Here is a 26,229-nt window from a genome sequence, read left to right as displayed (position 1 = left end):
TTCCGGCAAATTCGTCCGGGGACGGGGCGGCAGGCCGTTGCGGGCCGCCCCGTCTCCGTCAGCACCGACGCTCAGTAACGGCGCCCGTAGACGGGGTCGACCGTCCCGGAACTGCCATAGGTGCCGCCGTAGTCTTGCTGGCGGACGCGCAGGTTGTTCTGCACGTGGCGCACGCCGGACACGCTCTCCGCGACATCCTCCGCGCGCCGCTTGGCGCGGCGGTCGTCCACGGTGCCGGACAGCGTGACCTCGCATCCGCTGACCGTCACGTCGATGTCGGAGGCGTCGACGTAGGGATCGTCGGTCAGGCGCTCGCTGACGTCCTCGCGGATCCGCTCGTCGGAGCGGGCGTAGCCACGCGGGCCGACACCGCGGTAGCCGTGCCGCTGGTCCCAACCGCTCTGGTCCTGTTCGCTCCGGTCTCGGGCACGGCGGCGCTGTGCCTCGTCGTCGCCGAACCAGGAAGACACCTCGTCCCGGCCGCGGTCCAGCGCACCCCGCTCATTCCAGTCCCGGCCGCTTTCGCCATAGTCCCGGCGGATATGGCGCTCCCCGGCGTAGCCGCGTGTGTCGAGGCCCCGGCGGTCAAGGTCGTAGCGTTCGCCGCGGTAGGGCGCGCCGCCTTCCCCGGAGAGCCAGCGCATGTCCTCCAGCATCTCCGGGTTGTAGTCCCCGGCCCGTTCGAGCCGGCGACGGCTCTCGCGCAGGTCACGATTCACGTCGCCGGTGCCGTAGTGCTCCCGGTGGCCGTCGCGTTCGTCGGTCCTCCACCGGGCATCGTAGTCCGCCATCGCACGCTCCCTCCCTGTTGGAAAGCAGACCATTTGCGGGCTGCCTTGCTCCCAACATGGGGCCGGAGACGCCGGTTCCGGGCTGGTGCGTTACGGAAGAGGGCCGGTTGTGTACAGTGCGATGCGCAGCCCGCCGTTCGACACCGGGGCGGCCGGGGGCGCGAAGGGCAGGCCGGTCGCCTTGGCGAGCGACTCCTCGCTCGTGATCAGCCCGACCCGCCAGCCGGAGAATCGGGCCAGCAGCGTCTGCCCCAGCGCGTGGTACAGCGGGTAGAGCTGCTTCTTGTCGCCGATCCGCGCGCCGTAGGGCGGGTTGACGATGACGAGGCCGGGCGGCCCGTCGGGGGCGGCGAGGTCGCTGACCGCGTGCTGCTGGAACTCAGTCAGGTCGGCGACGCCCGCGCGCTCCGCGTTGGCGCGGCTCATGGCGATGGCGCCTGCGTCGCGGTCGCTGCCGTAAAAGCGGACCTCCGGCCTGGTGCCGCCGCCCGCAGCGCGCAGGCTCTGCCACGCCGCCTCGTCGAAGCTGGCGAGCTGTTCGAACGCGAAGCGGCGTGACCGACCGGGGTGGAGCCCGGCGGCGATCTCGGCGGCTTCGATGACGAAGGTGCCCGACCCGCACATCGGATCGACCACGGGTTCGGTGCCGTCGAACCCGCATTGCCGCAGGAACAGGGCGGCCAGCGTCTCCCGCATCGGCGCCTTGTTGACGGCTTCCTTGTGGCCGCGCTTGTGCAGGGATTCGCCGGAGGTGTCGACGCTGATGGTGCATAGGTCGTCGTCGATGCGCGCCTTGACGACGATCTCGGCTTCCGGAGAGGCGGGCGCGCCGAGTTCTTCCCGGATCGCCCGCTCGATCCGCTGCGCCGCCGCACCCGCGTGGTAGATGCGGGAGCCCTTGCAGGACGCCTCGACACGGACCGGCACGTCGGCGCGCAGGATGTCGGCCCAGGCCACGCGGCGGGCGCGCTTGTCGAGCTGTGCGAGGTGGAAGGCCCGGAACTCGGCGACACGCGCCAGGACGCGGGTGGCGCCCCGGAGTTCGAGGTTCGCCCGCCAGACCTCGGGCCAGCCGCCCTTGACCGTCACGCCGCCCTTGATGGGCGTGGGTTCCCGGAATCCCTTGGCCCGCACTTCGTCGCAGAGCACGGATTCCAGACCGGGAGCGGTCACGATGAAAATGTCGAAGTCGCCGTCTGTGTTCATCCCGCCTAGATATCGCGGAAGGCGGGCCGGTATCGACATGTTTCTCGGGGCTCTCCGTCACGCGAAAAAGACCGACGCCACGGAGACGGGCGCGCCGAGGAGGAGCCCGATGGCCGTGGCGCGCTCGATCCGGCTCCAGGACCGCCAGTCCCGGCGGAAGGACCGGACGAGCGGGATCCCCAGCATGGCCTGGACCATCGGTTCGCCGAAATGCTCAAAATTCCAGTACGCGCCCATGATCGTCGTCCTATTTGTACGGTTGCTCTGCGAGCGGGACCGTGTAGGTGGTGGCCTTGCCCGACAGGCAGACCTCCCCGTTTCCGTTCCGCACGGTCGTCGTGATGGTGCAGATCGGCTTGTCGTCGCGGACGGAGGTGACCTCGACCCGCCCGACGATCTCCTCCCCCACCATCACCGCCTTGGTGAAAGTCCATTCCACGCCGAGGAAGACGGTCCCCGGTCCCGGCAAATCCTCGGCCACCAGCGCGTTCAGCAGGCCGGAGGTGACGCCGCCCTGCACGATCAGCCCGTGGAAGGGGGAGCGGGCGGCAAGCTCCGCATCGAAATGCAGCGGGTTCCGGTCGCCGGTCATCTCCGCGAACATCTCCACGTCGCGCGGGCTGGTGCGCCGCCGCCGCTCGGCGACCGCGCCGACGGCGGGCTTGCCCTTGATCGTCGCTTGCCAAGGCGAGGCGGTGTCCAGGCTGGTGTCGGTCATGGTCGTCACTCCCGTTTCGTGGGCTGTTCAGCAGGCTCCGGCGGCGGTGCGTTCGGTCATCCAGTCGACCTCCCGCTTCATCGCCTTGTTGAGCGTCCGGTGGTGGTCCTTGAGGGCGTCGAGGTCCCAATCAAAGGACGCGATGGCGTCCGTCACCTCGAAGAGGGGCAGCGACAGCTCGTCCCGCGTCTCCGCATACTCCTCGAAGGCGTCGGGCGTGCCGCGCGCCGCCGCCGTGGCGAGCAGTTCGGCATCGCGCAGCGCGTCGGTGATGCCGTGCGCCGTCAGCGGGTCCTTGAAGTAGCCGGCGTCGCCGACCAGCGCCCATCCGGGTCCGCAGGGCTGGCGTAGGAAGCCCTTGCGGCCAGCGAAGGCCCACAGCCGCCCGTCCATCCGCGCCGGCTCCAGCGCCCGCGTCAGGTCGGGCAGAGACTCCGCGATCAGGCGCCGGTAGAGCGCGGCGAGGTCCCCACGATCCTCCCGCCGGAACCGCTCCGCCGAAACGGAAGTAAAGACGCAGCATTGCCCGGCGTTGGTCGGTATGATGCCGGTGCCCATGCCCTCCCGGTAATGCCAGCGGAAGCCGTCCGCCCCGACCCCCGACCAGTAGCCGTAGAGGGTGGCGGTGGCGTAACGGGCCATGCGGCGCACCGGGGCCTCGACCAGCCGGGCCACGGTCGATCCGATGCCGTCGGCGCCGACCACGAGGTCCGCCGCGATTGCGATGTGGCGCCCTTCCGCGTCCCGCACCGTGGCGCCGGTGACGCGCCCGTCGGGCCGCCGGATCAGCCCGGCCAGCGAGCAGCCGTGGCGAACCTCGGCCCCGGCTTCCTGCGCGGCGTCGACGAGGACGCTGTCCAGCACCGTCCGGCGGGGGGCGTAGAGCGCGTCCACCCCGTTGGCCGGCTTGATGTCCACGGCGACCACCTCCTCGCCATAGTGGAAGGTGGTGCGGCGCACGGCGGGTGTGCCCATCTCGACGATCCGGGGCAGCAGGCCCCAGCGGTGCAGCTGCAGCACGCCGCCGCGCATCAGCGCGTGGGTGGACAGCGTGTCGGTGCCGTAGCCGCCCCGGTCGATCACCAGGACCTTCAGCCCACGGCGCGCCATCAGCATCGCGGTCGCGGCGCCGGCGCAACGCGCGCCCACCACCAGCGCGTCGAATGTCTCCTGGGGACGCATGTCCGAATCCTTCCGATCAAGCGGCAACGCAGCCGTGTTTCGCCAGATGGGCCAGGATGTCCCCGGCCAGCTCCTCGGCGTCGGCCCCGACGCCGTCGATGAAGTTCGATTTCCGCCGTCGCAGGAAGCGCAGCCCCAGCGCGTAGAGGCCGGGGGAGGGGGTGATCCCGCCGTGGTGGATGATCTCCCCCGCCGCGTCGAGCACCGGGACCTTCAGCCAGCCATAGTCGCGCCGGTAACCCGTCGCCCAAACCACCGACCGGATGCCCTCGGCCCGCAGGTCGATCCGCGTGGGGGAGGGTTCCAACACGATGGGACGCGGCGCTTCCCCCGCCGGCAGGCCGGCGGCGGCGTCGATGCGGGCGAGCAGCCGCTCCAGCGTCGCCTGGGCGGCGGCGGTGGTCTCGGCGAGGTCGTCACTGACATGGACGCTACTTCCGTCCGCCCCGCTTCCATCCATGGCGGCCGTGCGGCCGACAATGCGCACGCCCTGGTCGCGCAGCGTTGCAAGGTCGATGCTCCGCCGGTCGGGATGCCCGACGAGCTGAAGCGAGGGCTGCGCGCGGGCGCGGCGGAGGTCGCGGCTCCGGTCGGCGCGCTCGTCCAGCAGGCCGATGCGGTCCATCCACCACAGGATGTCGCGTCCCTGGTAGAGGCGCGGCAGCCGCGTGTGCTGCCCCACCGACAGGGTCACCGGCCGGCCGGAGCGGTGCAACTCCTCCGCCAGCTGGACGCCGGTGGCCGAAGCGCCGACCACCAGCACGCCGCCGTCCGGCAGCGAGTCCGGATTGCGGTAGCCGGATGGCGTGGTCTGCCGGATGTCCGCCGGCAGGTGCCGGGCCATCGCGGGCACCAGGGGAATGTCGCAATGGCCGGTGGCGAGCACCACGACCCGCGCCATGCGGTCGCCCCGGTCCGTCTCCACCCGGTAGCCGTTCGCCGTCCGCTCCACCGCGCGGACCGTGACGCCGCTCTCCACCGGGGCGGAGCCGGCGCGGGCGTAGTCCTCCAGGAAGCGGACGACCTCCGGTACGGTCATGAAGCCGTCGGGATCGGAGCCCCGATAGGACCAGCCGGGCAGCCGGCTCATCCAGTTGGGCGTCAGAAGCCGCAGGGAATCCCAGCGCTCGCTGCGCCAGCGCTCGGCCACGCGGCCACGGTCCAGAACGGCATGGTCGATTCCACGCCGGCCCAGGCAAACGCTCATGGCAAGGCCGGCCTGGCCGGCGCCGATGATGATGGCGTCGGTGTGCTGCATGGTCACGTCTCCGGGGATCGCCCCTGCCGGCAGTTTCACCGGCAGGGGGCGCTGCGCTCAGTCATTCATGGTGATGGCGACCGGCACGCCGTTGGTCAGGACGTCGAACACGGCGGAGCGGGCGCGGGACTGCTCGACGATCTCGCGCAGCTTGGCCTCGGGCGCGTCGCCCTTGACGCGGAAGCTGACCCGGATCGACCGGAAGCCGTTGCGGACCTCGTTGGACAGGCCGAGGATGCCACGCAGGTCGATGTCGCCCTCCACGGTGGATTCCACCTCGTCCAGCGTCACGCCGCGCGCGGCGGCGATGTTGGCAATGCCTGCGGTCAGGCAGCTCGCCAGGGCGTGCAGCAGATATTCGACCGGGGTGGGGCCGTTGTCCTCGCCGCACAGCACCGCCGGGTGGTCGGCGTCCGCCTTGAAGGGGGCGGCGTGGCTGTGCTCGCCACCGGCGCCGGAGAAGCCGGACATGGTGCTGCGGCTGTGGGTGCCCTTGACCCAGCGGCTCTGTGCCCGGAACTGGAACTCGGCAAGCTCGGGCTGGCCGGCGACCGCGCCGATGGTGGCGAACAGCTTGGGCGTGTCCACGCCGTTCAGCGGCATCGGGGTCTTCTTCGGGGCGCGGGCTTCCGTGGTCATGGTGGCGGTCATGGTGGCTGCCGTGGTCATGGGAGCGTTTCCTTCTCGGGGTTTTCTTCCGGGGGCCGGGACCAGGGGCGATGCCGTCGCCTGGCGCTCGGCCGTCGTGAATGCTTGTGTACACAGCAATCGTGTGTGCGACCGTTTGAAGGGCAGTGGTATGTTCCGCGCAGACCGTTGAATTCGGGGGGCCGACATGAGCCCGCGCCGGCTACACGGTTGTGGTGATCGGCGGGTGCGAAGGGGGTATCGCGCGTCGAATGATCCGTTGAAGCACAAAGGATTCGCTTCGATGATCGGACCCGCTGGCAATCCTGACAACAAACGCCAGCGCAGGAACGGAGGCGGCCATGCTGGCCATCCGTCTCTTGGGCGAGATCGACGTGGTGCGGGACGGGGAGCGTCTTCCCCTTCCGCCGTCCAAGAAAACGCGCGCGCTGCTCGCCTATCTCGCGCTGACCGGTCGGCCGCACCGGCGGGAACGGCTGTGCGCGCTGCTGTGGGAGATCCCCGACGATCCGCGCGGGGCGCTGCGCTGGAGCCTCAGCAAGCTCCGCCCCCTCGTGGACGAGCCCGGCCGGACGCGCATCCGGGCGGACCGTGAGCTTGTCGGCTTCGACGCGGGCGGCGCCGACATCGACATCCTGACCGTGCGCCGGGCGCTGGCCGGCGGTGCCGACGCGCTGGACACCGACCAACTGCGGGCGCTGGCGCTGGACTTCCGCGGCGAACTGCTGGAAGGACAGGACCTGCCGGACCAGCATGATTTCCAGTCCTGGTGCGTGGCGGAGCGCGAGGACGCCCGCCGCCTCCAGGCGCAGCTGCTCGCCGCCCTGGTCGAGCGCCTGCGGGACCGGCCGGAGGAAGCCCTGCCTTACGCCCGAACGCTGGTGCAGGGGCAGCCCTACGACGAGGCGGCGCGGGTCGGCCTGATGCGCCTGCTTGTCGCCGCCGGGCGCCGCAGCGAGGCCGAACAGCAGTTCGAGGCCGGCCAGCGCGCCCTGCGCGAGGCTGGCCTGGGCAGCGCCGCGCTGGCCGCCGCGTGGCGCACCCTGAAGGGCGGATCCTCCCCGAAGGACGACGGCGACGCGCCCTCCCGGCCGATGCCGCCGCGGGACGCGCCGCCGGTCCCCTGCGCGCCGGCCGGCTCGGCCGCCCTGATCGGGCGACGGTCGGAGATGCGGCGCCTGCTGTCCGTGCTCGGCGAGGTGGAGGGCATTGGGGGCGGGGGCGGCGGGGTGCGGGTGGCCTTGCTCAAGGGCGAACCGGGACTGGGCAAGAGCGCGCTTGTCCTGGAACTGATCCGCGCCGCCGCCCCGCGGACCGGCGAGGTTCTGCTCGGCCACGCCTACGAGGTCGAGCGGGACCAGCCCTTCGGCCCCTGGATCGAGGCGCTCGACGGGCTGCCCGCGTCGGGTGCCGTCGCTGCCGGCGCGGTGCCCGACCTGGGGCGCGGCGGCGATGTCGCGCTCGCCCGCGACCGTCTCTTCGCGTCGGTCGTCGAGACGGTGGCCAGCCGCGCGCGGCAGCGCCCGCCGCTGCTGCTGGTGATGGAGGACATCCACTGGCTGGACGAGGCGTCGGCCGCGCTGCTGCATCACGTCGTCCGTGCGGTGCGGCGGGCGCCGGTGCTGGTGGTGCTGACGGCGCGCGAGGGGGAACTGCCCGACAACCCGCCCGTGCTGGGCGCGCTGCGCAGCCTGCGCCACGACCGGCTGCTGGCCGAGATCGCCCTGGGACCGATGCCGCCGGAGGAGATCGCGGCCCTGGTCCGTGCCGTCACGCCGGACGCCGACGCGCGGCGGGTCGTCGACGAGAGCGGCGGCAACCCGCTGCTGGCGCAGGAACTGGCCCGCGCGCTGGCCGAAGGCGGCGAGGGCGTGCCGCGCACCCTGCGCGGCTTGGTCCGCGACCGCATCGACCGCCTGCCCGAATGCACCGCCGACGTGCTGCGCTGGGCGGCCATCCTGGGACCCAGCGTCTCCATCGACCGGCTGGGCCGGCTGATCGCGATGGACCTCGCCGACTTCATGGCCGCCCTGGACCTGCTGGAGCGTCACGCCCTTCTTCAGGACGCGGCGGACCGGGACGGCGCCGGGGCGGGCGGCTACGCCTTCCGCCACGACCTGATCCACCGCGCCGTCTACACCGGCCTGTCGGAACCGCGCCGCCGGCTGATGCACCTGAAGATCGCCCGCATGTTGCAGGAAACGGAACCCGCCGACGAGGCGGTCGCCGCCGAAATCGCGCATCACGCGGCGCTTGGGGGCGATGGAGCGCTTGCCGCGCAGGCTTGTGTGGCGGCCGGGCGGCGCTGCCTGCGGCTGCTCGCCGGGGCCGAGGCGGAGACCTTCGCCCGCCGTGGCATGCGGCACGCCGAACGGCTGCGCGAGCCGGAGCGGACCCGCTTCATGCTGGAGCTGACGCACATCCAGCTGGCGGCGAACCGGCCCGTGGCGCCGGCCGACACCATGCGGCAGATCGAGGAGCTGTCCGAACGTGCCCTCGACCACGGCTGCCTGCAGCACGCCCGGCTGGGCTTCCACATGCTGAGCCACCTCCGCTGGGAGGGCGGGCTCTGGTCGGAGGCCGAGCGCGATACCCTGCGCGCGGAGCTGGTCAGCCGTTCCGCCGACGAGAAGGTGCGGGTCGTGGCGCTGGCCGAGGCCGCCCGCTGCCTCTCCCTGCTGGAACGCGACCTGGGGCAGGCGGAGGCATTCGCGCTGGAAGCCCGCGCCCTGGCCCAGCGGCACGGCATCGAGCCGAACGCCATCCCCGACGCGCTGGGACTGCTGCGCCTGCACCAGGGAACCACACACGAGGCGGCCGCCCTGTTCGCCCAGGCCCGCGCGGCCGCGCGCCGCGACGGGGAGCGGGACGCCGAGTTCATGGCGCTGGAGCATCTGGTCTGGGTCGAGATCCGCGAGGGGCGCTTCGATCGGGCGGAGGCGCCGTGCGCCGAACTGGCCGAGTTGGCCGCCCGGCTGCGCCAGGACGGCAGCGAAGCGCCCTATGCCCGCGCGCTCGGCGCGCTGTGCCGCTTTGCCCGCGGTGATGCGGGGGCCGACCACGACCTGGACGCCGCCCTGGCGGCGCTGGCGCTGGCCGACGCCAAGCACCGGCTGGCCGTCATCCTGCTCTGCGCCGCCGAGATCGACCACCGCGCCGGCCGGCATGCCCGCGCCCGCACCCGCGCTGGGGAGGCGCTGCGGCTGGCCGCCCTGCTCGACCTGCCGAGCGAGACCGCCTGCGCCCACGCCGCCCTGGTCCGCATCGCCGAGGCGGTCGGGGACGAGGCGGAACGGCGCGTCCATCGCGGCGCCCTGCGGGACCTGCGGACGCGCAACCTGTCGCAGCACGCCCGGACTCTGGTCGAGGCGGTGGCGCCGGACGCCGACACCTGAGCAGCGCAAGGGGGGAGCCATGGCCATTGTCGTCATCGAGCGCACGTTTCAGGACCGGATCGACGGCGCGGCGCTTCTGGACATGGACCGGCGGAACAGCTGGTGCCTTCAGGCGCATCGGGTCGGCCCGATCGGCCACTTCGTCTCCAGGGACGGGCTGCGCCTGTGCTGCGTGCTGCACGCGCCGGACGCGGAATCCGTGCACCTCGCCGGCCGGACGATCGGGGTACCGCCGGCCCACCGTGTCTGGCCGGCGGCGGCGCACGGGCCGGTTTCCGGCATCGACGCCCTGTCGGGCCGTGCCGGCGAAGCCGGGCGCTCCCTGGTCGTGGTCGAGCGGTCCTTCGCCGAGCCCATCGGCTTCGACGACGTGCAGGCGGCCGAGGATCGCGGGGCGTGGTGCCTCAGCGTCAACCGGGTCGAGTTCCTGGCAAGCTGGCTCGCGCTCGACGGGCGGCGGATGATCTGCCTGTACGATGCCCCCGACGCGGACACGGTCGTCCGGACCAACACCCGGCTCGGCCTGCCCTTCGACCGCGTCTGGAGCGCCGGGCTTTACGCCAGCGGCACGTCCGCCGGGGCATCGTCGGCGGAAACGTGACATCGGCGGTTCCCAGACGGTTGTACCCGGTGCCCCGTCCCCCCAAGGAACACCGAAGGAACCGGTGCCCCATGCGCATCGTCGCCGACTGTCACGAGCCCGCCGAGATCATCGACCTGCTCCGCGCGACCAAGAGCGTGGACGGCAGCGCCGTGGAGGTGGAGGCCGGCGCGCTGGACGTCGGCGACTATCTGATCGGGCCGGGTGCTGCGGTGGAGCGCAAGGCGGGCGGTGACTTCGTCGCCTCGCTGCTCGACGGGCGTTTCGCCGAACAGGCGGCCAAGCTGCGGGCGACCTACGACAAGGTCGTCTGGATCATCGAAGGCAACCCCTACGACGGCCACGTCACGCTGGAGCCCAAGGTGATCACCGGGGCCATCAGCCACCTCGCCATGGTCGAGGGGGCGACGGTGCTGCGCACGCAGACCCCGAAGGAGACCGCGGACCTGCTGCTGTCCATGGCGAAGCGGTTGCAGGACGGGCGCACCGACCTCACCCTGCGGCCGGGCAAGCCGGCGGACCCGCGCCTTCTCGCCGAATACATCGTCAGCGGCCTGCCCCGCATCGGCCGCTCCAAGGCGCGCGCCCTGCTGCGGCGCTTCGGCTCCGTGCGCGGGGTGTTCGCGGCGCAGGCCGCCGACATCGCCGCGGTCCGGGGCTTCGGTCGGAAGACGGCCGAGGCGATCCGCGCCGCCCTGGATGCGCCCTATGAAGGGACGGACGAATGACGGTCGGCGTCCTTTATCCGGAACTGGCGGTGCGGCGCTCAACCGGGCCTTGGAAGCGGGAGTCCTCCCCCTTGCGTGGCTGAGCCGTCCGCGCCGTTGGCTTATTCCTGCGCGCGGCACCACCTTAGCCCAAGCTTCGGCGTGGCGGGGGCGAGGATGGCGCGGTCAGTGGTCGGTGTGGGCATCGTCCTCGCGATGGCGATGCTGCTCGGTGCCTGCGGTCCGGAGCCGGCGGCGGAGGTGGTGCGCAAGCCCCTGCCGCCGCCGGCGCTGGCCTGGGACGTTCTGACGGCCGACGACGGGGTGGAACTGCCGGTCCACCGCTGGACCGCCCAGGGCGTCCCGCGCGTGGTGGTGGTCGCCGTGCATGGCATGAACGACTACGGCGCCTCCTTCGAACAGCCGGCCGCCGCCTGGACCCTGTCGGGGATCACCACCTACGCCATCGACCAGCGCGGGTTCGGCGGGGCCGCGGAACGGGGCCGCTGGTACGGCGACGGCCGCATGGCGGAGGATCTCCTCACCCTCGCGCGGCTGGTGCGGGAGCGCCACCCCGGCGCCCCGGTCTTCCTGGTGGGGGAGAGCATGGGGGGAGCGCTCGCGGTGCTGGCCGCCGCGCGGGCGGAGCCCGGCCTTCTGGCGGGGCTGGTGCTGTCGGCCCCGGCGATCTGGGGGGCGAGCGCGCGGTCCGAACTGCTGTACGGCGCCGCGATGCTGCTCAGCACCGTGGGTCCGACCTTCACCGTGCCGCCCCTGTCGGTGGAGATCGCATCGACCGACGATCCCGCCGTGCTGAAGCGGCTGCGCGAGGATCCCCTGATCATCCATCGTACCCGGCTGGACACGCTGGCCGGGATCGTCGCCCTGATGCGCGATGCGCGCGAAGCGGCGCGCGGGGTGAGGGTCCCGACGCTGGTGCTTCTGGGTGATCTGGACCGGCATGTGCCGCGGGATGGCGTCGCGGCGCTGCTCGGCCGCCTGCCGCCGCCGGGCGCCGTTCCGGGGACGACGCTGGCGCTCTACGACCAGGGGCGGCACCTGCTGATGCGCTCGCTGAACGGCGAGCGGGTCATCGCCGACGTGGCAACCTGGGTGCTGGCGCCCGGCCGGCTTTTGCCCTCCGGCGCCGATGCCCGTGCCAGGACCTGTCCGGAGCTCCTGCTGACACCGCGCCGGGGGTGCGTCGCTGACCGCATCGCGGCGACTGCCGGCCGCCCACCGCCGTGATACGGTTGCTCAGGGAACAGGTCGGGTCCAAAACAGTTGGTTCGGCAACGATCCATTATTGTTTCAAAATTGCAATTCGATGTCGCTTCCCGATTCTTTCGGGTGTGTGATAAGGAATTTCTGAACCGGGAGATTGCGGTCGAGTCATAGACAAGCGTGGAGTATAACGGCGTGACGACGCATCCTCGCCAAGTTGCCCCAGGGTTTTGCGCCGTACTTTTGGCCTCCGCGATGATCTTGGGCGGGTGCCAGCGCATGCAGCCCATCTATTCCGTTCAGGGGCACGCGATTCCCGTCGCGGCGCAGAAGCTTCCGCTGTCTTCCATCGAGCGCACCATTTACGAGGCCGCCACCGCGCGCGGCTGGAACGTCGACCGCATCCGGCCCGGCCTGATGCAGGCGACCCAGAAGTGGCGCGACCATGCCGCGACCGTCAACATCGTCTATTCCAACGAAAGCTACAGCATCGACCACGTCGGCTCGTCGAACCTGAAGGAGCAGGGGGAGCAAATCCACCGCGCCTACAACAAGAATGTTCACGCCCTGGAAGACGAAATCGAAAAGCGTCTGTACCGCGCGGGCTACTGAGGTCGGTTTGAGCGGATCGATGATGAGCGGCGGGCTGGGCTTCTCCGTCCTCCACTGGTGGGCCTGGGCGCCGGGGCGGGACAGCCGGGCGGCGTGGCGCGACTGGGCGGGCGCCCGGCCGGTGGATACGGCGGACGACGCGGCCCCCGCGCTGCCCATGATGCTGCGCCGGCGCACCACGCCCTTCGGTCAGAAGATGGTGGCCGGCGCGCTCGCCTGCGGGGCCTTCGCGGCGGAGGCCCGCTGCGTCCTGGCCTCGCGCCATGGCGAGTTGTCGCGCACGCTGGGGATCCTCAAGGCGCAATGCGCGGGCGACCTGCCGTCGCCCGCCGAATTCAGCATGTCGGTCCACCACGGGCTGGTCGGGCTGCTGTCGATCCACACCGGCAACAAGGCCGGCCACACAGCGCTGGCCGCCGGGCCGGACAGCTTCGGCTTCGGCCTTCTGGAGGCGCTGGCCGGTCTGGCCGAGCGGCCGGAGGAGCCGGTCCTGCTCGTCTACGGCGACGAGCCGCTTCCCGATGCCTACGCCGCCTTCCGCACGGAGGAGGAGGCGGGGCTTCCGCTGGTCCTCGTGCTGGCGCTGGGGCCGGCCGGGGCGGGCGGGGAGACGCTGCTCATGTCGGCCGGCCCGGCCGGCGGCGGTGGCGTTGTCGGCGGAGGTCCGGCCGCGCTGGACTTCCTGCGCTTCCTCCTGTCCGGGGCCGAGGCCGCTGCGGCGGAGGGGGAGCGCATGCGCTGGGAGTGGCGCCGTGCTGCGTGAGCGCCTGGACCGCCTGTGGCGCCTTGCCGGCACCGGCTTCGCCTTCGCCTTCCTGTTCGGGGGCGGTGCGGTGCTGGCGCTGACCGCCTTCCCGCTGGTCAATCTCGTCACGCCGGCCGGCCCGCTGCGGCGGGAGCGGAACCAGAGGCTGATCCACTGGGTCTTCCGCTTCTACGTGCGGATGCTGACGACCCTGCGCATCATCGAGGTGGAGGTGGTCGCGGCCGACCGGCTGCGCGCCGGGGCCGGCGGGATGGCCGCTGGAATGATCGTCGCCAACCACCCCTCGCTTCTCGACGTGGTGCTGCTGATGGCGCTGGTGCCGCGCGCCCAGTGCATCGTGAAGAAGGAGCTGTGGGCCAGCCCCTATCTCGGCAACCTCGTGCGCGGCACCGGCTACATCCGCAACGACCTGGAGCCCGAGGAACTGCTGGAGGTCTGCCGGGAGGCGGTCGCCGCCGGCAACAGCCTGATCGTCTTCCCCGAAGGCACCCGCACGGTTCCGGGCGAACCGATGCGGCTGCGCCGGGGCTTTGCCAACATCGCCACGCTGCTGGGTGCGGAAATCCAGCTCGTCACCATCACCTGCTCGCCGCCGACGCTGATCAAGGGCGAGCCGTGGTGGAAGATTCCCCCGCGCCGTCCGCGCTTCCGCGTCGAGGTGGGCGACCGCATCGACGCCAAGGCCTGGCTGGGGGACCAGTACCGCTCGCTTGCCGCGCGCAAGCTGGTGCGTTTCATCGAACAGTATTACGCAGAACGGCTCGCCCATGGATGATCTTGAATCCGAAGTCAAAGCACTGATCGTCTCCGCCCTGAAGCTTGAGGATCTGGCCCCCGAAGACATCGACAGCGACGAACCGCTGTTCGTGGAGGGGCTGGGGCTCGACTCCATCGACGCCCTGGAGTTGGGCGTCGCCCTGCGCAAGACGTTCGGCCTGAAGATCGATTCCGTCAGCGAGGACATCAAGGCGCATTTCGCCACCGTGCGCAGCCTGGCCCGGTTTATCCGGTCCCAGCAGACCGCCGAACCGGCGTGAGGGAGAGGACCATGCTGTCGCGCGACGACATCTATGAGAAGCTGAAGGGCTACCTGGAAGACATGTTCGAGGTGCCGCCGGAGCGCGTGTCGCTGGAGGCGCGCCTGTTCGACGACCTGGACCTGGACAGCATCGACGCGGTCGATCTGGTGGTGAAGCTTCAGGAACTGACCGGCCGCAAGTTCAAGCCCGAGGAGTTCAAGAGCGTCCGCACCGTGGGCGACGTTCTCGACCAGGTGCATGCGCTGCTGGTCGAATAGGGCGCGGCTGCTCGGCACGGGGGCCCTTGGCACGGGAATGCTCGTCGTGGCGAGCCTTGCCTATCCGGGGGTGGTCTATCTCGGGCGCGGGGCGATCCCGCCGCAGGCCTTCGTCGCGGTGGCGCTGGCGCTGATCGGGCTGCGGCTGGCGGCGTCGAACAGTCCGGCGGCGCGCGTCTGGCGCCCGCCGCTGGCGGGGGCTGCGGGGGCGCTGGCCGTGCTGGCGCTGCTCGACCCGGCGCTGGCCGCCAAGGCCTATCCGGTGGTGGTCAGCCTGGGCGTCGCCGCCGCCTTCGGCGTGACGCTGCTGCGCCCGCCCAGCCTGATCGAACGCCTCGCCCGCCTTGCCGAACCCGACCTGCCGCCGCGCGGCGTGGCCTACTGCCGCGCCGTGACGGTGCTGTGGACGGGCTGGCTGCTGCTGAACGCCGCCATCGCGGCGGGGCTGGCGGTGGCGGGCAGCGTGGAACTCTGGGCGCTGTGGACCGGCCTGCTGTCCTACCTCGTCACCGGCGCGCTGTTCGCCGGGGAATTCCTGGTCCGCCGCGCCGTGCGGCGGCGGGAGGCGGCATGAGCACGCTCGCGCTGTCGCGCCTGTTCACCGAGGGGCGTGACCCGGCGGCCCCGGTTGCCTTTACCGGCGGCGAACGGGTGGATTTCGCCCGCTTCCGCGCCGATGTGGCCGGCAACGCCGCGCGGCTGGCACGGGCCGGCTGCCGGCGCGGGCTGCTGGTGACGCAGGACGCCTATTGGGGCGCGGTCGGGCTGTTCTCCCTCCTGCACGCGGGGGCGGAGGCGATCCTGCCGCCCAACGGCCAGCCGGGCACCCTGGCGGCCCTCGCCGGGGCCTGGGATTTGTTGCTGTGCGAGCGCCCGCCGGGCGGTGCCGGACCCGTACTGATGCTGGAGCCGGGCGGGGAGGGTGCTCCGCTCGGGCCTCTGGACCCGGCCGCCCCCGTGACGGTCTTCACCTCCGGCTCGACCGGGGAGGCCAAGCGAATCGCCAAGACGCTCGCCCTGCTGGAGCGGGAGGCGGAAACGCTGGACCGCGTGCTCGGCCCGCTGGTGCCGGCGGACGCGCGGGTGCACGGCACGGTCACGCACCAGCATGTCTACGGCCTCGCCTTCCGCCTGTGCTGGCCGCTCGCCAGCGGGCGCGTGATCGCCGGCCCGATGCACGAGCTGTGGGAGGGCGCGCTGGCGGCGCTCTCCGGGGGCGACGTTCTGGTCACCAGCCCCGCGCACCTGACGCGGCTGGAGGGCATCGCGCCGCTCGACGCGCGGCGGCGGCCCAGCCTCGTTCTGTCGGCCGGCGCGCCGCTGGCGGAGGAGGCGGCGTGGGCGTCGGCGGACCGTTTCGGCATGCCGGTGACGGAGATTTTCGGCAGCACCGAGACGGGCGCCATCGCCCTGCGCCACCGCGCGGAGCCAGACCCGCCCTGGCGCCCGCTGCCCGGCATCGCCGTGGAGGCGGGCGAGGACGGGCTTCTGCGCGTGCGCACGCCCTTCGTCGCCGGGGACGGACTGTTCCAAGGGGCCGACCGCATCCAGCCGGCGGGGGAGGGCGGTTTCCGCCTGCTCGGACGCGCCGACCGGATCGTGAAGATCGAGGGCAAGCGCGTCAGCCTGCCGGAGGTGGAGGATCGGCTGCGCGCCCTGCCGGAGGTCGCGGAGGCCGTCGTCATCGACCTGGCCCACCCCGCCCCGCGCCTCGCCGCCGCCGTGGTGCCGAGTGCCGACGGTGCCGCGCGCCTGGCCGAGCTGGGCGCCTTCCGCTTCGGCCGGCTGCTGCGCCGCGCGCTCGCCGCCACGCAGGAGCCGGCTGGGCTGCCCCGGCAGTGGCGTTTCGTGGAGGCCCTGCCGTCCGGTCCGCTCGGCAAGCGCCGCCGCGCCGACATCGCTTCGCTTTTCGAGGACACCACCGTGATGGACCGGCCGACCGAACCCGATCTGCGCGCCGCGCGCCCCCTGGCCGACGGGGTGGAGCTGGAGCTGTTCCTGCCCGCCGACCTCGCCCAGTTGGACGGCCATTTCCCCGGCATGCCCATCGTCCCCGGCGTGGCGCAGATCGACTGGGCGGCGAAGCTGGCGGCGCGGCATCTCGGCGTCGGCGACGGGGTGGCGCGGCGCTTCCAGGTGAAGTTCCGCCGCGTGACCGTCCCGGACGCCACCGTGACCCTGACCCTGCGGCACGTCCCGTCGCGGCGCCGGCTGAGCTTCGAGTACCGCGCCGGCGAGGAGGTGCTGTCCAGCGGCTCCATCGCGCTGGAGGAACCGTGACCGCTCCCTTCCGCCCCTGCTCCATCGTGCCCAGCCACGACCACTGGCGCGCCGTCGGCGCCGTGGTGGCGGGCCTGCGCGCGCGCGGGCTGCCGGTCTTCGTCATCGACGACGGCAGCGGGGAGCCGGCGCGCTCCACGCTGGCCGCGCTGCACGACCCGGCGGGCGGGGTGATCGTACACCGGCTGGAGGTGAACCAGGGCAAGGGCGGCGCCGTGCTGGAGGGCTTCCGTCTGGCGCTGAAGGGCGGCTTCACCCACGCCGCCCAGGTCGACGCGGACGGGCAGCACGACCCGGCGGCGGTGCCGGACCTGCTCGACCTCGCCCGCCGCCATCCCGACGCGCTGGTCACCGGCGTGCCGGTCTACGACGCGACCATTCCCAAGGGGCGCGCCATCGGCCGTTGGATCACCCATGTCTGGGTGTGGGTGGAAACGCTGTCGCTGCGCATCCGCGATTCCATGTGCGGCTTCCGCGTCTACCCGCTGGCGGCGGTGGAGCGGCTGCTGGTCTCCGGCGAGCGGCTTGGCCGGCGCATGGACTTCGACACGGAGGTCATGGTCCGCCTGTTCTGGAGCGGCACGCCGGTCGCCGAACTGCCGGTGCGCGTGACCTACCCGCCCGACAACACCTCCAACTTCAAGCTGCTGCGCGACAACGTCCAGATCTCCCTGATGCACACGCGGCTGGTCTGCACCATGCTGCTGCGCCTGCCGCGCATCCTCGCCAACCGGCCGCGCAATATCTCGCGCGCCATAGCCCTTCTCCCCTTGGGGGAGAAGGGTTGGGATGAGGGGTCGTTACCGCTCGAAGAGCGGGAAGAGACCGGCCGGCTGAACCGGCGCCACCCTCACCCCAACCACGCTTGCCTGCGAACGCCTTCGGCGTCCTCCGGCGGCGCGCCCCTCAAGGGAGAGGGGCTTAACGATGCCCTTCCGAACCACGCGACCCACTGGGCCGGGCTGGGGGAGCGGGGGCTGTACTGGGGGCTGCGCTTCTGCGCGGCGGCTTACCGGCTGCTGGGGCGGCGCGGCTGTCTGGCGGTGATCGCGCCGGTGGTGCTCTACTTCTACCTGACGGGAATCGAGCAGCGCCGCGCCTCGGCCGCCTTCCTGGCGCGCGCCTTCGCGGCGCGGGGGGAGGCGCGGCGGCCGACGGCGCTGGACGGCTACCGCCATTTCCTGTCCTTCGCCGGGCGCGCGCTCGACACCTTCGCCGGCTGGGCCGGGCGGCTGGGGCCGGAGGCGGTCCAGCCGGGCGAGGTGGACGCCCTGCGCGAAGCCGCAGGGAATCCGCGCGGCGCGCTGTTCATCGTCGCCCATCTCGGCAACGTGGACCTGTCGCGCGCGGTGCTGGACGCGCAGACGCGGCGGCGCCTGCTGGTGCTGGTCCACACCCGCCACGCCGAGAACTACAACCGCGTCCTGCGGGAATGGAACCCGGAGGCCGCCGTCAACACGCTCCAAGTGACGGACATCGGGCCGGAGACCGCCATCGCCTTGCAGGAGCGGGTGGAGCAGGGTCAGTGGGTGGTCATCGCCGGCGACCGCGTGCCGGTGCAGAGCCGCGGGCGCGTCAGCACCGTGCCCTTCCTGGGCGAACCGGCCCCCTTCTCGCAAGGCCCCTACATCCTGGCCTCGCTGCTCGACTGCCCGGTCTACCTGCTGTTCTGCCGGCGCGACGGCGACCGCCATTATCTGTCCGCCGAAAAGCTGGCCGATCGCGTGGTCCTGCCGCGCGGAAAGCGGGAGGAGGCGCTGGCCGGCTACGCCGCCGCCTTCGCCAGCCGCCTGGAACGCCACGCGCTGGCTGACCCGTACCAATGGTTCAACTTCTTCGATTTCTGGGCCCGCCCGGAAGGAAACCCGCCATCATGACATCTGGGACCATGATCTCGGCCGACGTCACCATCCAGGCGCAGTTCTACGACCTGGACCCCATGGAGGTGGTCTGGCACGGCAACTACGCCCGCTATCTGGAGCAGGCGCGTTGCGCGCTGCTGGACCGCATCGGCTACAATTATCCGGAGATGGCGGCGTCCGGCTTCATGTGGCCCATCGTGGACATGCAGCTGAAATACGTGCGGCCCATCCGCTTCGCCCAGACGGTGGTGGTCACCGCGACGCTGGTGGAATACGAGAACCGCATCAAGATCGACTACCGCCTGCGCGACGAAAAGACGGGGGAGCTGCTGACCAAGGCCCGCACCGTGCAGCTGGCCGTCGACGCCAAGACCGGCGAGCTGTCCTTCGAATCCCCGCCCGTGCTGATCGAGAAGGTGAGGGTGCTGCTGTGACCCGCTTCATCCTTGCCCTGGTGGCCGTCCTGGCCCTTGCCTCCCCCGTCCTTGCCGCACCGCCGGAACCGGCGACCCTGGGTGAGGGGCAGGTGCTGCGCGGGCGCTTCGTGCAGGAACGCCATCTGAAGGGCTTCCAGGCGCCGCTGAAAAGCGAGGGGCGCTTCACGCTGGTGCCCGGACGGGGGCTGCTGTGGCGGACCGAGACGCCCTTCGCCGTGACCACGGTGATGAGCCCCTCCGGCCTCGTGCAGGAGGTGCGCGGGGCGGAGACGATGCGGATGCCGGCGTCCAAGCTGCCCTTCCTGTCGCGGCTCTACGCCATGCTCGGCGGGGCGCTCGGCGGCGATCTGAAGGCGCTGGAGGGCATGTTCACGGTGGCGCGCGAGCGTGACGCGAACGGCTGGCGGCTGGTGCTGACCCCGCTGAAGGCCGACGACCCGGCCATGCCGATCCGTAGCATCACGCTGACCGGCGCCCGCCTCGTGGAGGCGGTGGAGATCACCAAGCCCGACGGCGATTTCGACCGGCTGCGCTTCCTCGACCAGAGCCTGACCGCCGGCCCGCCGGCGCCCGACGAGGCCCAGCTGCTCGGCGCCCCAGAGCGCCCATGACACCGCCCATGAGGAAGATTGCGGCGCTGGCCTGGCTGGTGCTCGTCCTGCTGGCCGGCCTGTATCTGGGGCTGCGCATCCAGGATGGGCTGGGATTCCGCACCGACCTGCTGGCCCTGCTGCCGCGGGAAGAGCAGGACCCGGTCCTGCAACGCGCCAACGAGGCGGTGTCCCGCGCGCTGGGGCGCCGGGTGATCGCGCTGGTCGGCGATGCCTCGCGGGAACGGGCGCGCGCCGCCGCGCGGGCGCTGTCCGCCGACCTGAAGGCGACGGGGCTCGTCGCCTCCGCCGGGGAGGACATCGGTGCCGACCGGCTGAAGGCGCTGGGCGCGCTCTACTTCCCGCACCGGCGCGCCCTGCTGAGCGAGGGCGACCGCGCCCTGCTGCTGGCCGGACGGGGGGAGGACATCGCGCAGCGCGCGCTGGCCCAGGCCTTCGGCGTGTTCGGCATGGCCGACGCCAACCTGTTGCGCAACGACCCGTTCCTGCTGCTGCCCTCCTTCTTCACCGGCCTGCCGTTCCCGCTGTCGCGGCTGGCGCCCGACGACGGGCTGCTGACCGTGGTGGAGGACGGCGTCACCTGGATCCTCGTCCCCGCCGTGCTGGCCGGGGAGCCGTTCGAGCTGGACGTGCAGGACCGCGTGATCGGCGCCTTCGACGCGTCGGTGGAGCGGCTGCGGCGGGAGGCGCCGGGGCTCCAGGTCAAGCGGCTCGGGGCGGTGTTCTTCGCGCAGGCCGGGTCGCAGGCGGCGCTTCGGGAATCGAGCTGGCTGTCCACCCTGTCGCTCAGCGGGACGGTGCTGCTGATCCTGCTGGTCTTCCGCCGCGTCGGGCCGCTGCTGCACAATCTGCTGGCGCTCGGCGTCGGGATCGGGGTCGGCTTGGCCGGCAGCCTGTTCCTGTTCGGGGAGCTGCATGTGGCAGCATTGCTGTTCGGGACCAGCCTGATCGGCGTGGCGGTGGACTACAGCCTGCATTACAGCGCCTGCCTGTTCGACCGTGGTGCCCGCACGCCGCGCGACCGGCTGGCCCATGTGCTGCCGGGGATCCTGCTGGGGCTGCTGACCACGCTGATCGGCTACATGGCGCTGATGCTGGCGCCCTTTCCGGGGCTGCGGCAGATCGCGGTGTTTTCCGTGCTGGGGCTGGTCGCGGCCTTCCTGACGGTGGTGCTGTGGCTGCCGGCGCTCGACCGTTCGGCACCGTTGCGGCACGGCGCCGGGATGCTGGCCGCCGCCGGCCATCTCTGGCGCTTTTGGGAGGATCCGCGCTGGCGGCGCCCGCGCGCGCTGCTGCTGTTGGTACTCGGCCTCCTCGGGGTGGCCGGGCTCACGCGTCTGCACGCGGACGACGACGTGCGGCGCATGCAATCCCTGTCTCCCGCCCTGGTGCAGGAGCAGGAGGAGATCCAGCGCCGCATCGGCGCCACCACCGCCTCGCAGTTCATCCTGGTGCGCGGGGCGGACGACGAGGAGGCGCTGCGGCGGGAGGAGGCCATCGCCGGCACGCTCGACCGGCTGAGGGGGGAGGGCGTGCTCGCCGGCTTCCAGATGCCGGCCGCCTTCGTGCCCTCCGCCCGGCGGCAGGCGGAGAACCGCGCGCTGGTGCGCGACGCGCTGGAGGGGCCGTGGCTCGCCGCGCAACGGGAACAGCTCGGCCTGCCGCCGTCGCCGCCGGAGAAGGACGAGGCGTCGCCCCCGCTCACCCTCGCCGCCGCGCTGGGGCGTGGCGATGTGCCCTTCCTGGGCGAGCTGGTGCTCGGCCCCGGCCTGCACGTCGTCGCCTTGCAGGGGTTGACCCGGCCCGACGCGGTGCGGGCGGCGCTGGCCGGGGCGGAGGGGGTGCGGCTGGTCGATCCCACGGCGGACTTCAGCGCGCTGCTCGCCAAGTACCGGCAGCGGGCGCTGCTGCTGATCGCCGCGTCGGCCCTGCTGATGGTGCCGGCGCTGGTCTGGCGCTACGGCTGGCGGGGGGCGCTGCGGACGCTGGTGCCGTCGGCGCTGGCCCTGGCGCTGGCCCCGGCGGTGGCCGCGCTGGCCGGGCAGGGCTTCACCTTCTTCCACGCCATGGCGCTGGTGCTGATCCTGTCGGTCGGCGTGGACTACAGCATCTTCTGCGCGGAGTCCGGAGACAGTCCTGAGACGGACCGGAGGGCGGTGACCATGGTCGCGGTGTGGCTCGCCACGCTGACGACGCTGCTGTCCTTCGGGCTGCTGGCCTTCAGCCAGGTCGCCGCCGTGCACAGCTTCGGGCTGACCATGCTGGTGGGCGTGTCGCTGTCCTTTCTGCTGGCCCCGCTGGCCGCTGGGGGGACGCGCAAGGTCACAACGCCGCCGCGTGCATATGTCGGCGATTGATGTAAAATCGGGTGTCGAGTCAAAGGGTGTTCGCGCGTTGGTTCAAGCCTTTCGAAAGTATGTTCTGGGGTTGGTTCTGCTGCTGGGCGCCTGCGCGGCCATGCCGTCGGAGATGGACGCGCGCGCGCCGATGATCGGGCCGCGCCAGCGTCTAGCCCTGCCGCGCCCGGCCGACCTCGGCCGCAGCGTGGAGGCCGCACAGCTCATCACCGCGCGGCGCGGCGGCGACACCTTCGTCTTCGAGGGGCACGTCAGCGTCACGCCGGAGCGCTTCATGCTCGTCGGGCTGGACACGTTGGGCCGGCGCGCCATGACCGTCACCTGGACCGATGCGGGCGTGGAGGTGGAGACCGCCCCCTGGCTGCCGGAGGGCGTGCGCCCCGGCGCCATGCTGGCCGACCTCGTCGTGCTTTACTGGCCGGAGGCGGTGGTGCGCCAGGCGCTGGCCCCGGCCGTCGCCGATCTGGTCGCGGACGCCACGTCGCGCACGGTGCGCGCCGACGGCAAAGACCTGCTGCGCGCGGCCTACGGCTGGCCGGCGGGCGGCCCCTGGACCGGCACGCTGCGCTACACGAACCTCGCCTGGGGCTACGACATCGAGGTGCAGTCGCAGGAGCAGGGCCGATGAGTGCCGTGGCCTTCGGCCTGCCCGCGATGGGGCTCGCGACCCCTATCGGCAGCGGGGCGGCGGCGGTCGCGGACGCCCTGTTCGCCGGCACCCGCGCCGGGCTGGTCCCGCGCGAGGGGTTCGTCCCCGGCCGCACGGTCCATGTCGGCGCGGTCCCCGACGCGCTGCCCCCCGTTCCCGCCGGCCTGGAGGGCTGGGAGTCCCGCAACAACCGGCTGATGCTGCTGGCGCTCGACCAGATCGCCGGGGCCGTCGAGGACGCCGCCCGCCGCTTCGGCCGGCACCGCGTCGCGGTGGTGCTGGGCACCAGCACCGCCGGCATCGCGGAGGGGGAGGCGGCCTTCGCCGTCCGCGAGCGGGACGGCGCCTGGCCCGTCGGCTTCGATTACCGCCAGCAGGAGACCGGCAGCCTCGCCGACTTCGCCGCCCGCGCGCTGGGGCTGACCGGCCCGGCCTATACGGTGGCGACGGCCTGCTCCTCCAGCGGGAAGGTCTTCGGCTCGGCCCGGCGGCTGATCCGCGCCGGGCTGGCGGACGCCGCCGTGGTGGGCGGGGCCGACACGCTGTGCCGCATGACGGTGGGCGGCTTCGCCTCGCTGGAGGCGGTGTCGGCGGGCCTGTGCAACCCGTTCAGCGCCAACCGCGACGGCATCAACATCGGCGAGGCGGCGGCGGCCTTCCTGCTGACGCGGGAGCCGGCGGCGGTGAACCTGCTGGGCGTCGGCGAAAGCTCCGACGCGCACCACGTCAGCGCGCCGGACCCGGAGGGGCGCGGCGCGCTGGCCGCCATGGCGGCGGCGCTGGACGACGCCCGCCTGACTCCGCGCGACATCGCCTACGTCAACCTGCACGGCACAGGCACGCCGCTGAACGATTCCATGGAGGGCAAGGCGATGAGCGCCCTGTTCGGGGCCGGCACGCCCTGCAGCTCCACCAAGGCGATGACCGGCCACACGCTGGGCGCCGCCGGGGCCTGCGAGGCGGCTTTCCTGTGGCTGACCCTGCACCCGGACCACAACCCGGACGGCCGGCTGCCGCCGCATCTCTGGGACGGCGCCGCCGACCCGGCCATCCCGCCGCTCGCCCTGACGGCGCCGGGGGACGCGCTGCCCGATCCGCGCGGGCCGGCGGCGATGCTCAGCAGCTCCTTCGCCTTCGGCGGCAGCAACGTGGCGCTGGTCTTCGGGCGGGGAGGCCGGCCATGACGCCAGCCGTGAAGCCCTACCCCTACCCCGTGGACGACCTGCTGCCGCACGCCCGGCCGATGATCCTGCTGGACGAGGTGCTTGGGCGGGACGAGACGCGGCTGGTCGCGGCCCTGACCGTGCGCGCCGGCGCCCCCTTCTTCGAGCCCGGCCGGGGCATGGCCGCCCACGTCGCCATCGAGTGGATGGCCCAGGCCTGCGGCGCCTTTGTCGGGGCGGAGGCGCTGGAGAGCGGCGCGCCGGTGCGGCTCGGCCTGCTGCTCGGCACGCGGGACTTCACGGCGGCCCTGTCCTGGTTCCCGGAGGGGTTGCGGGTGGCGGTGTCGGCGTCGCTCGTCTACCGGGACGGGGAGATGGGGGTGTTCGACTGCGCCGCCGAGGCGGACGGGCGAACCCTGGCGAAGGCGCAGCTGACCGTCTACCAGCCGGCCGACACGGCGGCGCTGCTGGCGAGCCAGGGGGTGAAGATTCAGGGGGGAAAGGTCGGGTCATGACACGCACGATACTCGTCACCGGCGCCAGCAAGGGCATCGGCCGCGCCATCGCCGAGCGGCTGGCCCGCGACGGCTTCTCCATCGTCGTCCATTACGGCCGCGACGCGGAGGGGGCGGAGGCCACGCTGGCCGCCATCCGCGAGGGCGGCGGGCAGGGCCGGACGCTGGGCTTCGACATCGCCGACCGCGCCGCCTGCCGGGACGCGCTGGACGCCGACATCGCCGCGCACGGCATGTATTACGGCGTCGTGCTGAACGCCGGCATCGCCCGCGACGCGGCCTTCCCCGCCCTGTCGGACGAGGACTGGGACAGCGTTCTCGGCACCAACATGGACGGCTTCTACAATGTGCTGAAGCCGCTGGTCATGCCCATGGTTTCCGCCCGCAAGGGGGGGCGCATCGTCACGCTGTCGTCCGTGTCGGGGATCGCCGGCAACCGCGGGCAGGTGAACTACAGCGCCGCCAAGGCCGGCATCATCGGCGCCACCAAGGCGCTGGCGGTGGAGCTGGCGAAGCGGGCCATCACCGTCAACTGCGTCGCCCCCGGCGTCATCGACACGGCGATGGTCGAGGGGCTGCCGATGGACGAGGTGATGAAGGCCGTGCCCATGCGCCGCCTCGGCCAGCCGGAGGAGGTGGCGGCGGCCGTCGCCTTCCTCTGCTCCGACGAGGCGGGCTACATCACGCGGCAGGTCATTTCGGTCAACGGGGGCATGGTCTGATGCGCAGGGTCGTGGTCACGGGGTTCGGCGGCGTCACCGCGCTGGGGCAGGACTGGCCGTCCATCCGCGCCCGCATGGACCGGGGGGAGACCGCCGTCCGCACCATGACGGAGTGGGAGCGGTTCGAGGGCATCAACACCCGCCTCGCCGCGCCCGTCCCGGACTTCTCCATCGACGACCGCTACCCGCGCAAGAAGACCCGCACCATGGGGCCGGTGTCGCGCATGGCCGTCTACGCCACCGAACGGGCGCTGGGCGACGCCGGGCTGCTCGACGACCCGGTGGTGAAGGGCGGGCGGACGGGCATCGCCTACGGCTCCTCCTTCGGCAGCCCGGCGCCGGTCATCGCCTTCGCCGAACTGATGACCGAGGGGCGGTCGAAGACGCTGAACGCCACCAGCTACATCCAGATGATGAGCCACACGGCGGCGGTGAACATCGGCCTGTTCTTCGGCGTGACCGGCCGCATCATCACCACCAGCAGCGCCTGCACCTCGGGCAGCCAGGGCATCGGCTACGCCTACGAGGCCATCAAGTGGGGCAAGGCCGACGTGATGATCGCGGGTGGTGCTGACGAGCTGGACGTGACCGAATCGGCCGTCTTCGACACGCTGTTTGCCACCTCCACCCGCAACGACCGCCCGCACACCTCCCCCCGGCCCTACGACCGCGACCGCGACGGGCTGGTGATCGGCGAGGGCGCCTGCACCCTGATCCTGGAGGAATACGAGCGCGCCGTGGCCCGCGGCGCCCGCATCCACGCGGAACTGGTCGGCTTCGGCAGCAACTCCGACGGCAACCACGTCACTCAGCCCCAGGCCGAGACGATGGAGATCGCCCTGCGGCTGGCGCTGGAGGACGCGGGCCTTCCGCCCGACGCCGTCGGCTTCGTCAACGGCCACGGCACGGCGACGGAGTGGGGCGACATCGCCGAGACCAAGGCGACCAACGCCGTCTTCGGCGAGCGGATGCCCATCCACTCGCTCAAGAGCTATTTCGGCCACTCGCTGGGCGCCTGCGGCGCGATGGAGGCGTGGCTCGGCATCGAGATGATGCGGGAGGGGCGCTTCGTCCCGACCATCAACCTCGACGTGGTGGACGAGCGTTGCGCGCCGCTGGACTATATCACCGGCGAGGCGCGGCGGATCGAGACCGAGTATCTGATGTCCAACAACTTCGCCTTCGGCGGCATCAACACGTCGCTGATCTTCCGCCGGACGGCGTAGTC

The 26,229-nt window shown here is 72.2% G+C and carries 27 protein-coding genes; 20 read left to right on the top strand and 7 right to left on the bottom strand.

The features are described 5' to 3' along the window. Window positions 1–71: 71 nt before the first annotated feature. The 7 genes from ACSVC7_RS23115 to ACSVC7_RS23085 all read right to left on the bottom strand — a co-directional run bounded on the left by ACSVC7_RS23115 (window position 72) and on the right by ACSVC7_RS23085 (window position 5,824). The gene (locus ACSVC7_RS23115; protein WP_448207176.1) at window positions 72–791 is read right to left on the bottom strand and encodes a BON domain-containing protein; all 720 of its coding nucleotides are present in this window, start codon (window positions 789–791) and stop codon (window positions 72–74) included. 90 nt (window positions 792–881) lie between these two features. Further along, window positions 882–1,997, bottom strand: a complete 1,116-nt coding sequence (locus ACSVC7_RS23110; protein ID WP_448207175.1) for a THUMP domain-containing class I SAM-dependent RNA methyltransferase — start codon at window positions 1,995–1,997, stop codon at window positions 882–884. A gap of 57 nt (window positions 1,998–2,054) precedes the next feature. After that, window positions 2,055–2,234: a hypothetical protein gene (locus ACSVC7_RS23105; RefSeq protein WP_448207174.1), complete on the bottom strand. Its 180-nt coding sequence runs from the start codon at window positions 2,232–2,234 to the stop codon at window positions 2,055–2,057. Between the two features lie 10 nt (window positions 2,235–2,244). Then, complete coding sequence (locus tag ACSVC7_RS23100) at window positions 2,245–2,715, bottom strand: MaoC family dehydratase (protein WP_448207173.1); 471 nt, start codon at window positions 2,713–2,715, stop codon at window positions 2,245–2,247. 27 nt (window positions 2,716–2,742) lie between these two features. Continuing rightward, window positions 2,743–3,897 (bottom strand): NAD(P)/FAD-dependent oxidoreductase, encoded by a 1,155-nt coding sequence (locus ACSVC7_RS23095; RefSeq protein WP_448207172.1) that lies wholly within the window; start codon window positions 3,895–3,897, stop codon window positions 2,743–2,745. A gap of 16 nt (window positions 3,898–3,913) precedes the next feature. Further along, the gene (locus tag ACSVC7_RS23090; RefSeq protein WP_448207171.1) at window positions 3,914–5,155 is read right to left on the bottom strand and encodes an NAD(P)-binding domain-containing protein; all 1,242 of its coding nucleotides are present in this window, start codon (window positions 5,153–5,155) and stop codon (window positions 3,914–3,916) included. A 57-nt stretch (window positions 5,156–5,212) separates the two neighbouring features. Then, entirely contained in the window at window positions 5,213–5,824 is a 612-nt protein-coding gene (locus ACSVC7_RS23085) for an OsmC family protein (RefSeq protein ID WP_448207170.1), read from the bottom strand. Window positions 5,825–6,144: 320 nt separating this feature from the next. Between ACSVC7_RS23085 and ACSVC7_RS23080 the strand changes: the two genes are divergently transcribed. The 20 genes from ACSVC7_RS23080 (at window position 6,145) to ACSVC7_RS22985 (ending at window position 26,227) form a co-directional block, all read left to right on the top strand. Further along, window positions 6,145–9,198: an ATP-binding protein gene (locus ACSVC7_RS23080; protein WP_448207169.1), complete on the top strand. Its 3,054-nt coding sequence runs from the start codon at window positions 6,145–6,147 to the stop codon at window positions 9,196–9,198. A 19-nt stretch (window positions 9,199–9,217) separates the two neighbouring features. Further along, entirely contained in the window at window positions 9,218–9,799 is a 582-nt protein-coding gene (locus ACSVC7_RS23075; protein ID WP_448207168.1) for a nickel-binding protein, read from the top strand. Window positions 9,800–9,870: 71 nt separating this feature from the next. Next, window positions 9,871–10,527, top strand: a complete 657-nt coding sequence (locus tag ACSVC7_RS23070; RefSeq protein WP_448207167.1) for an ERCC4 domain-containing protein — start codon at window positions 9,871–9,873, stop codon at window positions 10,525–10,527. A gap of 156 nt (window positions 10,528–10,683) precedes the next feature. Then, window positions 10,684–11,754, top strand: a complete 1,071-nt coding sequence (locus ACSVC7_RS23065; protein WP_448207166.1) for an alpha/beta fold hydrolase — start codon at window positions 10,684–10,686, stop codon at window positions 11,752–11,754. Between the two features lie 255 nt (window positions 11,755–12,009). Further along, a complete protein-coding gene (locus ACSVC7_RS23060) occupies window positions 12,010–12,342 on the top strand; it encodes a hypothetical protein (RefSeq protein WP_448207165.1) in 333 nt (110 codons plus the stop codon). Window positions 12,343–12,349: 7 nt separating this feature from the next. Next, entirely contained in the window at window positions 12,350–13,105 is a 756-nt protein-coding gene (locus ACSVC7_RS23055) for a beta-ketoacyl synthase chain length factor (protein ID WP_448207164.1), read from the top strand. Further along, a complete protein-coding gene (locus ACSVC7_RS23050) occupies window positions 13,095–13,883 on the top strand; it encodes a lysophospholipid acyltransferase family protein (RefSeq protein WP_448207163.1) in 789 nt (262 codons plus the stop codon). Before ACSVC7_RS23055 ends, ACSVC7_RS23050 begins: the two co-directional genes overlap by 11 nt. Then, entirely contained in the window at window positions 13,876–14,145 is a 270-nt protein-coding gene (locus ACSVC7_RS23045; RefSeq protein WP_448207162.1) for a phosphopantetheine-binding protein, read from the top strand. Before ACSVC7_RS23050 ends, ACSVC7_RS23045 begins: the two co-directional genes overlap by 8 nt. Window positions 14,146–14,156: 11 nt before the next feature. Then, complete coding sequence (locus ACSVC7_RS23040) at window positions 14,157–14,405, top strand: acyl carrier protein (protein ID WP_448207161.1); 249 nt, start codon at window positions 14,157–14,159, stop codon at window positions 14,403–14,405. Window positions 14,406–14,451: 46 nt separating this feature from the next. Then, window positions 14,452–14,979: a COG4648 family protein gene (locus ACSVC7_RS23035; protein WP_448207160.1), complete on the top strand. Its 528-nt coding sequence runs from the start codon at window positions 14,452–14,454 to the stop codon at window positions 14,977–14,979. Continuing rightward, window positions 14,976–16,685: an ApeI family dehydratase gene (locus ACSVC7_RS23030; protein WP_448207159.1), complete on the top strand. Its 1,710-nt coding sequence runs from the start codon at window positions 14,976–14,978 to the stop codon at window positions 16,683–16,685. The genes ACSVC7_RS23035 and ACSVC7_RS23030 overlap by 4 nt, the downstream gene beginning before the upstream one ends. Continuing rightward, a complete protein-coding gene (locus tag ACSVC7_RS23025; RefSeq protein ID WP_448207158.1) occupies window positions 16,682–18,562 on the top strand; it encodes a glycosyltransferase family 2 protein in 1,881 nt (626 codons plus the stop codon). Before ACSVC7_RS23030 ends, ACSVC7_RS23025 begins: the two co-directional genes overlap by 4 nt. Continuing rightward, window positions 18,559–18,981 (top strand): acyl-CoA thioesterase, encoded by a 423-nt coding sequence (locus ACSVC7_RS23020; RefSeq protein ID WP_448207157.1) that lies wholly within the window; start codon window positions 18,559–18,561, stop codon window positions 18,979–18,981. The genes ACSVC7_RS23025 and ACSVC7_RS23020 overlap by 4 nt, the downstream gene beginning before the upstream one ends. After that, window positions 18,978–19,595, top strand: coding sequence for a LolA family protein (locus ACSVC7_RS23015; RefSeq protein WP_448207156.1), 618 nt, complete (start codon window positions 18,978–18,980; stop codon window positions 19,593–19,595). Before ACSVC7_RS23020 ends, ACSVC7_RS23015 begins: the two co-directional genes overlap by 4 nt. An 8-nt stretch (window positions 19,596–19,603) precedes the next feature. Next, window positions 19,604–21,952: an MMPL family transporter gene (locus ACSVC7_RS23010; protein ID WP_448207155.1), complete on the top strand. Its 2,349-nt coding sequence runs from the start codon at window positions 19,604–19,606 to the stop codon at window positions 21,950–21,952. A gap of 37 nt (window positions 21,953–21,989) precedes the next feature. Then, the gene (locus ACSVC7_RS23005; protein WP_448207154.1) at window positions 21,990–22,580 is read left to right on the top strand and encodes a DUF3261 domain-containing protein; all 591 of its coding nucleotides are present in this window, start codon (window positions 21,990–21,992) and stop codon (window positions 22,578–22,580) included. Next, complete coding sequence (locus ACSVC7_RS23000) at window positions 22,577–23,785, top strand: beta-ketoacyl-[acyl-carrier-protein] synthase family protein (RefSeq protein WP_448207153.1); 1,209 nt, start codon at window positions 22,577–22,579, stop codon at window positions 23,783–23,785. The genes ACSVC7_RS23005 and ACSVC7_RS23000 overlap by 4 nt, the downstream gene beginning before the upstream one ends. Further along, complete coding sequence (locus ACSVC7_RS22995) at window positions 23,782–24,279, top strand: hotdog family protein (RefSeq protein ID WP_448207152.1); 498 nt, start codon at window positions 23,782–23,784, stop codon at window positions 24,277–24,279. Before ACSVC7_RS23000 ends, ACSVC7_RS22995 begins: the two co-directional genes overlap by 4 nt. Beyond that, a complete protein-coding gene (locus ACSVC7_RS22990) occupies window positions 24,276–25,001 on the top strand; it encodes a 3-ketoacyl-ACP reductase FabG2 (RefSeq protein WP_448207151.1) in 726 nt (241 codons plus the stop codon). The genes ACSVC7_RS22995 and ACSVC7_RS22990 overlap by 4 nt, the downstream gene beginning before the upstream one ends. Continuing rightward, complete coding sequence (locus ACSVC7_RS22985; RefSeq protein ID WP_448207150.1) at window positions 25,001–26,227, top strand: beta-ketoacyl-ACP synthase; 1,227 nt, start codon at window positions 25,001–25,003, stop codon at window positions 26,225–26,227. Before ACSVC7_RS22990 ends, ACSVC7_RS22985 begins: the two co-directional genes overlap by 1 nt. Window positions 26,228–26,229 lie beyond the last annotated feature (2 nt).

This window comes from Azospirillum mesophilum (genome assembly GCF_053470405.2).
The sequence above is the reverse complement of the archived record's forward strand: the minus strand, read 5'-3'. Positions and strand labels throughout refer to the sequence as shown.